The 8,014-nt window shown below is 29.9% G+C and carries 9 protein-coding genes and 1 pseudogene; 7 read left to right on the top strand and 3 right to left on the bottom strand.

Annotated features, from left to right (window positions below; genetic code table 11):
- The 3 genes and pseudogenes from KA468_RS09880 to KA468_RS09870 form a co-directional block, all read left to right on the top strand.
- Window positions 1-458 (top strand): annotated as a pseudogene (locus tag KA468_RS09880) (mechanosensitive ion channel domain-containing protein); the annotation flags it as partial.
- A 22-nt stretch (window positions 459-480) separates the two neighbouring features.
- On the top strand, window positions 481-876 hold the full coding sequence (locus tag KA468_RS09875; protein WP_291242772.1) for a glyoxalase: 396 nt from the start codon (window positions 481-483) through the stop codon (window positions 874-876).
- Window positions 877-881: 5 nt separating this feature from the next.
- The gene (locus KA468_RS09870) at window positions 882-1,295 is read left to right on the top strand and encodes a thiol-disulfide oxidoreductase DCC family protein (RefSeq protein ID WP_291242775.1); all 414 of its coding nucleotides are present in this window, start codon (window positions 882-884) and stop codon (window positions 1,293-1,295) included.
- A gap of 49 nt (window positions 1,296-1,344) precedes the next feature.
- On the opposite strand, the gene KA468_RS09865 is transcribed toward KA468_RS09870, so the two are convergent.
- Window positions 1,345-2,385 carry a T9SS type A sorting domain-containing protein gene (locus KA468_RS09865; protein WP_291242771.1) on the bottom strand — a complete coding sequence of 347 codons (1,041 nt, stop codon included), beginning with the start codon at window positions 2,383-2,385 and terminating at the stop codon, window positions 1,345-1,347.
- A 66-nt stretch (window positions 2,386-2,451) separates the two neighbouring features.
- Complete coding sequence (locus tag KA468_RS09860; protein WP_291242774.1) at window positions 2,452-3,621, bottom strand: proline dehydrogenase family protein; 1,170 nt, start codon at window positions 3,619-3,621, stop codon at window positions 2,452-2,454.
- A 98-nt stretch (window positions 3,622-3,719) separates the two neighbouring features.
- On the opposite strand from KA468_RS09860, the gene aroB reads away from it, so the two are divergent.
- From aroB to KA468_RS09840, 4 genes are all read left to right on the top strand, one after another.
- Complete coding sequence (aroB, locus tag KA468_RS09855) at window positions 3,720-4,790, top strand: 3-dehydroquinate synthase (RefSeq protein ID WP_291242770.1); 1,071 nt, start codon at window positions 3,720-3,722, stop codon at window positions 4,788-4,790.
- Window positions 4,791-4,887: 97 nt separating this feature from the next.
- Entirely contained in the window at window positions 4,888-6,303 is a 1,416-nt protein-coding gene (locus KA468_RS09850) for an arginine decarboxylase (RefSeq protein ID WP_291242769.1), read from the top strand.
- 5 nt (window positions 6,304-6,308) lie between these two features.
- Entirely contained in the window at window positions 6,309-7,283 is a 975-nt protein-coding gene (locus KA468_RS09845; protein WP_291242768.1) for a deoxyhypusine synthase family protein, read from the top strand.
- An 86-nt stretch (window positions 7,284-7,369) separates the two neighbouring features.
- Complete coding sequence (locus KA468_RS09840) at window positions 7,370-7,753, top strand: DNA primase (protein ID WP_291242767.1); 384 nt, start codon at window positions 7,370-7,372, stop codon at window positions 7,751-7,753.
- A 64-nt stretch (window positions 7,754-7,817) separates the two neighbouring features.
- On the opposite strand, the gene KA468_RS09835 is transcribed toward KA468_RS09840, so the two are convergent.
- A partial coding sequence (locus KA468_RS09835) for an Lrp/AsnC ligand binding domain-containing protein (RefSeq protein ID WP_291242766.1) occupies window positions 7,818-8,014 on the bottom strand: 197 nt, incomplete at its 5' end.

The raw sequence follows: 8,014 nt of genomic DNA, 5'->3' as shown, positions 1-8,014 counted from the left end.
AACGACACGTTTTAATAAAAGGTGCTACCGTTCGGTTTGTTACGAATGAAGAATTGGAATCGTTTAAACGTATTCAGTTTGTATCGAATTATATTGATAAGAAAAAATTGGATATTGATAAGTTTAACATAGCAAATAACATCGATAAATCATTAAACGTAAATGGTCGAAATATGACAAACTTAGGTTTGTTTCGAAAATACATTCAAAAATATATTGAAACACATCCTGGAATTAACAAGGATATGCATTTGTTAGTCAGACATTTACAGTCAACAGAGAAAGGTATTCCTTTAGAGATTTATTGTTTTAGTAAAGATAAAAAATGGGAAAATTACGAATATATTATGGCTGATATTTTTGACCATATCATTGCTTCTGTCCCTTATTTTGATTTAGAATTATTTGAAGTACAACACGTTAAAGCAGAAAAATTAAATTTATTAGATATAGATTAATAATTAATAAAAAACAAGTATTATGATACCTAGAAATGAGCTTTTATCTGCAATTAAATCCGAAAAATTAGGTACTGATTTTTTAGATACGTTAACTGAAGAAGCGTTTCAGAATAACACTTTACGACCAATTTTAAAGTTTCAAAACGAGTTGCTTTTACAGGTCTTTATAAATTATGCCATCAAACAAAAAGGATTATTTTTTACACTCTCACCTGATAAAAAAGAAAAATACATTGAAAACATAATTCAAAAAGATATAAAATTCAGAAATGCTTTAAAGGGTATTATTATTGGCTTATTTTCAGTGGAAGAATATTTAATTTATATTAAAAATTCCTCAAGTTTAAATAAACGCATGATGACATTATTAATTGAAAGATATAGAAGTCAAATTCAATTACTAACAAACGAGTAATGGAAATTAACCAATTACCTCAAGATAAAAAAATCATACTTTTTGATGGCGTTTGTAATTATTGTAATGATAAGGTCAATTTTATTATAAAAAACGACACAAATGATAGTTTCAGATTTGTAGCCTTACAAAGTGAAACCGGACAAAAAATAATTGCTTATTTAGGTATTAATAAAACTATAGACAGTATCATACTTTACGAACCTGGTTATGCCTATTTTATTAAATCAGAAGCGGTTTTTAGGATTATTAAACACTTGTCTTCATCAGTGAAATTACTGTTAGTATTTAATTTTATTCCCACAAATATAAAGAATATTTTTTACGATTGTATTGCCAAAAACAGATACAAATGGTATGGAAAAAAAGAGAATTGTTTGCTGCCTTCTGAAGATATTGCTAGCAAATTTATTGCATAAAAAATCCCGACATGTTTTAAACATATCGGGATTTTTATATATTTAATAATTATTTTTTAATAATTTTTTCTGTGGAAACACCTTTATCAGTTTCAATTTTCATTAAATAAATTCCAGCTGTTAAATCAGATAAATCAATTTTAGCAGTTGCTAATTCATTAGAATTACCAGATTTTACTACTCTACCATTAATATCCATTACAGTAATAGCATTTATTGTTGCATCAATTAAACTAATTGAAGCAAAATCAACTACAGGATTAGGATAAACATTTGAGAAAGTTGCAATAGTAGAATTAAAACTTGAGTTTCCTAATAAATTTTCTGTAGCATTTGCTCTTGCCATTAAATTATCAAATTTTGAAGTAGCAGAAACAGTATTTGCAGTACCTGCAGAATTGATATAATCAATTTCACCTGGAGCAGTTGTTCCAGTTGCTGGAGTTGCACCTGTTACACCAACATAAAATCCTGGACCCTTCCATACTAATTGTCTTGTTGTTGTATTGTATGATATACCTACTCTAACCCATGAACTTGCTGTTAAAGAAATAACAGCATTTGATGCACCTAAATTAAAAGAATATGTTCCTACAGGATTCACACCACCATTATTTGGATCATAAAATGCAATACCAGATAAAGCTTTTGTTTCTAAATTTAACATTAAACCACCTAACACTGTAGAACCATCACTATTATATATGTATACTCTTGAGGTATTTTTACTTGTAGTTGCTCCTCCAGTATAAATATCAAATTCTACATTAATAACGTTGTTTCCAGCAGTTCTTGCAGCCCATCCAGCAGTAATGTCTTTAAACATGTACCAAGTTCCAGTAGCTGTAGCCGATCCTGTTAATTGTACCACATTTCCTTGAGCCGGAGTGTCTGCTACGATTTGAAAATTTGTATTAGCACCACCAGTACCAAACGTATAATAACCTCCCTGTCCTAAAACAGTACCTGCTACATTAGTTCCTACATTACCAACAGTAAGCGAGTTATAATTGTCATAAAGAAACTCTTGGGCGTTTGCAAAAGAAAATGCACCTAATGCCGTGCATAGAAAAAGTAATTTTTTATTCATCTTAAATAATTTTTAAAGTTCATTCAAATTTAGGAATTATTTTGTTAAAAATAATTTTTTTAACATTTATTTCAATTTTCTTCTATTTCGTTCCGAAATTATCAAAGTTAGTTCCCTTCCCGTTTGTCCTGCAACAGATGTGTTTTCTTGTGCGCGTCTTATTAAATAAGGCATTACGTCTCTAACAGGTCCAAATGGCAAGTACTTTGCTACATTATAATTATTGGCTGCTAAATTATAACTTATATTATCGCTCATACCGTATAATTGGCCAAACCAAATTCTAGAATCGGTATTAGCAATGCCTTTTTCCTTCATCAAATTCATTAATAAATAAGAACTTTCTTCATTATGTGTTCCAGCAAAAACAGCCATTTCATTAATATTATCTAACATATAGTTTAGTCCTTCATTGAAATTAATGTCAGTAGCTTGTTTGGATTCGCAAATTGGATTTTTATAACCTTTTACTTCCGCACGTTTGGCTTCTTTTTCCATATACGCCCCACGAACTAATTTCATGCCAATATGATATCCTTTTTCTTTCGCTCTTAAATGCAGGGCTTTTAAATAAGGCACTTTATCCCATCTATACAATTGTAAGGTATTGAAAATAATTGCTTTTTTGGTGTTAAATTTTTCCATCATACGCTCCACTATTTCATCAGCCGCATCTTGCATCCAGGTTTCTTCACCGTCAACTAAGAGTTTCACATCATTATCATAGGCATATTGACAAATTTTTTCAAATCGTGCCACTACTCTATTCCATTCTTCTTGTTCTGTAGTGCTTAATGTTGCTTTTTCTCCTACTTTTTCATACAAATCAATTCTTCCCAATCCGGTTGGTTTAAAAACAGCAAACGGAATGGCTTTGTTTTCTTTCGCAAAATCAATAGTTTTTAACGTCATTTTTAAACAAGCGTCAAACTGTGCTTCTTCTTCTTTTCCTTCTACAGAATAATCTAAAACTGAGGAAACGCCTTTGGTGTACATTTTTGCCACCACTTGCAAACAATCTTGTTCGCTAACACCACCACAAAAATGATCAAATACGGTTTTTCTTATAATGCTTTCAACAGGTAAATGAAATTTTAAAGCGAAATTAGTTAAGGAAGTACCTATTTTTACCAATGAAGGCTTGCCAATCATTTGAAATAAGAAGTGTGCTCTGTTTAATTCAGAGTTAGATTTAAGCGAAAATGCTTTTTCTGTATTGTTAAATATTTTATCCATTATTATTGAATTCATATTAAGGAATGCAAATATACTTATTGAACGAATGATTTCTCATATTTTTTAATTTATTTTGTGAAGAATTTATAAACTGTATAATGACACCTATTCAATCTGATAATTACACTATTTATTTTAATGATGCAAGTTTTGTGTATTTAGAAAATCTGCTAAAAACTGAAACCTATTCTAAAATTTTTGTGTTAGTAGATGAAAATACGAATGAACATTGTTTACCATATTTTCTTGCGAATTTACCAACCGAAATTGAAATTGAAATCATTGAAATTGAAGCGGGTGAAGAAAATAAAAACATATACACGTGTATTGATTTATGGCATACTTTAATTGAATTAGATGCGGATAGAAAAAGCATTATGATTAATTTAGGCGGAGGCATTATTACTGATATTGGAGGTTTTGTAGCAAGTACATATAAAAGAGGTATTGATTTTGTTAATATCCCAACTACTCTTTTAGCTATGGTTGACGCTTCTGTTGGCGGAAAAACGGGTGTGGATTTAGGCAGTTTAAAAAATCAAATTGGGATAATTAACGAACCTAAATCGGTTATTGTAATTTCTAAATTTTTAGAAACGTTGCCAACAAATCAAATGCGTTCTGGATTGGCTGAAATGCTAAAACACGGATTAATTTACGACAAAACTTATTGGGATAAATTAAAACATCTAAATAACTTAAATACAGATGATTTAGATGTTTTAATAAAACAATCAATTGAAATAAAAAACAAAATCGTTTCACAAGATTTAAAAGAAAACGGAATTAGAAAAGCATTGAATTTTGGACATTCATTAGGGCATGCCATAGAAAGTTATTGTTTAGAATCCGAAGATAAAAATCAATTACTTCATGGCGAAGCTATTGCTATTGGTATGATATTAGAAAGTTACTTGTCCTATAAGTTAGAATTTATTTCTAAAGATAGTTATGCCGAAATAAAATATATTATTACTGATGTTTTTGAAAAAATATCTTTTAATGATTCTGACATCCAAAAAATATTGGATTTATTAATTTTCGACAAAAAAAATGAGTTTGGAAACATACAATTTACATTATTAAACAAAATTGGTGAAAGTAAAATTAATCAAACCGTTGATAAATCCTTGATTTTATTAGCGTTTGAAGATTATTTGAAGAATTAATTTTTTTTTACTTTACTTCTGTTTTTAGTAATATTATTTTTACTTTTGCTCAACAAAAATGGCACGTATTTCAATTAATTAAATTAGTAACAGTCAAATGAATACAAAATATTCCGACCTTATCAATCAAACTTTCTATTTTCCACAGGAAGAATTTACTTTGAATAAAGATAATTTGCATTTTCATGGTATTGATTTGATGAAATTAGTAGAACAATATGGTACGCCATTGAAATTTACGTATTTGCCAAAAATTTCTCAAAACATTAACAAAGCAAAAATGTGGTTCAGAAATTCTATGGAAAAACATGGATATGAAGCCAAATATTTTTATTGTTATTGTACCAAAAGTTCTCATTTTGAATTCATTTTAAATGAAGCTCTAAAAAACAATATTCATATTGAAACGTCTTCCGCTTTTGATATTAATATCGTTGAAAACCTTATGGAACAAGGTAAAATCAATAAAAATTCTTTTATTGTTTGTAATGGTTTTAAACGTGATCAATACGTTACTAATATCGCTCGTTTAATCAATAATGGACATAAAAACACCATTCCTGTTATTGATAATTTTGAAGAATTAGATTTACTTCAAGAACAAATTGATGGTAAATTTAAAATCGGAATTAGAATTGCTGCCGAAGAAGAACCAAAATTCGAATTTTACACGTCACGTTTAGGTATTGGTTATAAAGACATTTTACCTTTTTACAGAAAACAAATTGCCGATAACAAAAAAGTTGAACTTAAAATGCTTCACTTTTTCATTAACGCAGGGATTCGCGACACAGCGTATTACTGGAATGAATTAGTGAAATGTTTAAAAGTATACATTGCCTTAAAAAAAGAATGTCCGTCACTGGATAGTTTAAATATTGGTGGTGGTTTTCCTATAAAAAATTCATTAGCCTTTGAATATGACTACCAATATATGGTTGATGAAATTTTAAATCAAATTAAAATCGCTTGTGACGCTGCAGAAGTAGATGTACCTCATATTTTCACTGAATTTGGTTCGTTTACAGTTGGTGAAGCTGGTGGTGCTTTGTACCAAGTTTTATATCAAAAAAAACAAAATGATAGAGAAAATTGGAACATGATTGATTCTTCTTTTATCACTACCCTACCAGACACTTGGGCAATTAACAAACGTTTTGTCATGTTAGCTGTAAACCGTTGGAATGACAATTATGAAAGGGTGCTTTTAGGTGGATTAACGTGCGACGGAGACGATTATTACAACTCTGAGCAACATATGAATGCTGTATATTTGCCTAAATATAACAAAGAAAAACCATTGTATATTGGCTTTTTCAATACAGGTGCATACCAAGAAACAATAGGTGGTTATGGCGGTTTAAGTCACTGTATTTTACCACAACCCAAACATATATTAATTGATAAAGACAAAAACGGAATTTTTGCTACAGAAGTCTTTTCTGAACAACAAAATGCCGAACAAGTCTTAGAAATTTTAGGATACAACAAAAACAAAAACGATAATAAATAAACCCCATGAGTAAAGGACCAATTAGTCAGTTTGTAGAAAAACATTATTTACATTTTAACGCAGCTGCTTTAGTAGATGCTGCAAAAGGATATGAAACCCATTTATTAGACAACGGTAAAATGATGGTAACTTTGGCAGGTGCAATGAGTACTGCTGAGTTAGGAAAATCATTAGCGGAAATGATTCGTCAAGATAAAATTCATATCATTTCTTGTACAGGTGCGAATTTAGAAGAAGATATTATGAATTTAGTGGCACACAATTCATACAAAAGAGTACCAAATTATAGAGATTTATCTCCTGAAGAAGAAAGAGATTTGTTAGACAATCATTTCAATAGAGTTACAGATACTTGTATTCCTGAAGAAGAAGCGTTTCGTCGTTTGCAACAACATTTATATGATATTTGGAACAAAGCAGATAAAAACAACGAAAGATATTTTCCACACGAATTTATGTATCAAATGCTTAATTCAGGGGTTTTAGAGCAATATTATGAAATTGATCCTAAAGATTCTTGGATGGTTGCTGCTGCAGAAAAGAACTTACCTATTGTGGTTCCAGGTTGGGAAGATAGTACTATGGGGAACATTTTTGCATCTTACTGCATCAAAGGGGAATTTAAAGCATCAACTACAAAAAGCGGTATTGAATATATGATGTGGTTGGCAGATTGGTATCCAAAAAATTGCGCCGGTAAAGGAATTGGATTTTTCCAAGTTGGTGGAGGAATTGCTGGAGATTTCCCAATTTGCGTAGTACCAATGTTATACCAAGATATGGAAATGCATGACGTGCCATTCTGGAGTTATTTCTGTCAGATTTCAGATTCAACTACAAGTTATGGATCGTATTCTGGAGCCGTTCCAAATGAAAAAATTACTTGGGGTAAATTAGATGTTGATACACCAAAATTTATCGTAGAATCAGACGCAACTATTGTGACACCACTAATCTTCGCTTACATCTTGGGATGGTAATAAGAAAAAAAAAAGTTTTAAAAAAATTTAAATTTTAAAATTTCAATACTAAATTTGACAATTAAATTGATTAAGGCAAACAAAAAATGAAAAGAGTAATTGTAGAGTACGCAAAATTAACAAATGAAATTTTAAACTTATTGGTTGAAAAATTTCCTGATGGATATGATGATTCGGATATTATTCGTTTCAAAAATGCTAAAAATGAGACCATTGAGGCAGTTGAAGTGAAAACAGAAGATACTATTTATTTAGTAAAAGTCAGTATGAAATTGGCCGACAGAATTGAAAATTTTGATGAAGAGGAAGACTTTATTACGCCAGAAGTAAGCATAGATGCCATTAAAGATTTAGGTATTGAAGATGAAGATGAGGAAGAAGAGGAAGAAAAAATTGAATTAGATGATGAAGAAGATGCCGATGGAAACAAAATAAAATCAGATTCAGATGATGATGACGATGAAGATTAGAAAATAAAAGCATAAAAAAATCCCGTTTAGTAATTAAACGGGATTTTTTTTATAATTCTAACTATTACAATTCTTTAAAAATCGTGTGCATTAATCGTTTTTTGTCGTTTATGCTTTCTTCTAATGAAATCATAGTTTCGGTTCTGTAAACCCCATCAATATCATCAATTTGAAAGATAATGTCTTTTGCATTTGCAGTATCTTTTGCTCTAATTTTACAGAAAATATTAAATTTCCCAGTAGTTACAGAAGCTACAGTTA

The organism is Flavobacterium sp. (assembly GCF_017985075.1).
In the GTDB taxonomy this organism is placed as follows: domain Bacteria; phylum Bacteroidota; class Bacteroidia; order Flavobacteriales; family Flavobacteriaceae; genus Flavobacterium.
Note: the sequence above shows the minus strand (reverse complement) of the source record. Positions and strands in the feature narration are given on the sequence as shown.

Excerpts from the sequence above, each read along its gene's own strand:
- KA468_RS09875 (WP_291242772.1), top strand. The coding sequence starts at position 481 with ATGATACCTAGAAATGAGCTTTTATCTGCAATTAAATCCGAAAAATTA.
- KA468_RS09865 (WP_291242771.1), bottom strand. The coding sequence starts at position 2,385 with ATGAATAAAAAATTACTTTTTCTATGCACGGCATTAGGTGCATTTTCT.
- KA468_RS09860 (WP_291242774.1), bottom strand. The coding sequence starts at position 3,621 with ATGGATAAAATATTTAACAATACAGAAAAAGCATTTTCGCTTAAATCT.
- aroB (WP_291242770.1), top strand. The coding sequence starts at position 3,720 with ATGACACCTATTCAATCTGATAATTACACTATTTATTTTAATGATGCA.
- KA468_RS09850 (WP_291242769.1), top strand. The coding sequence starts at position 4,888 with ATGAATACAAAATATTCCGACCTTATCAATCAAACTTTCTATTTTCCA.
- KA468_RS09845 (WP_291242768.1), top strand. The coding sequence starts at position 6,309 with ATGAGTAAAGGACCAATTAGTCAGTTTGTAGAAAAACATTATTTACAT.
- KA468_RS09840 (WP_291242767.1), top strand. The coding sequence starts at position 7,370 with ATGAAAAGAGTAATTGTAGAGTACGCAAAATTAACAAATGAAATTTTA.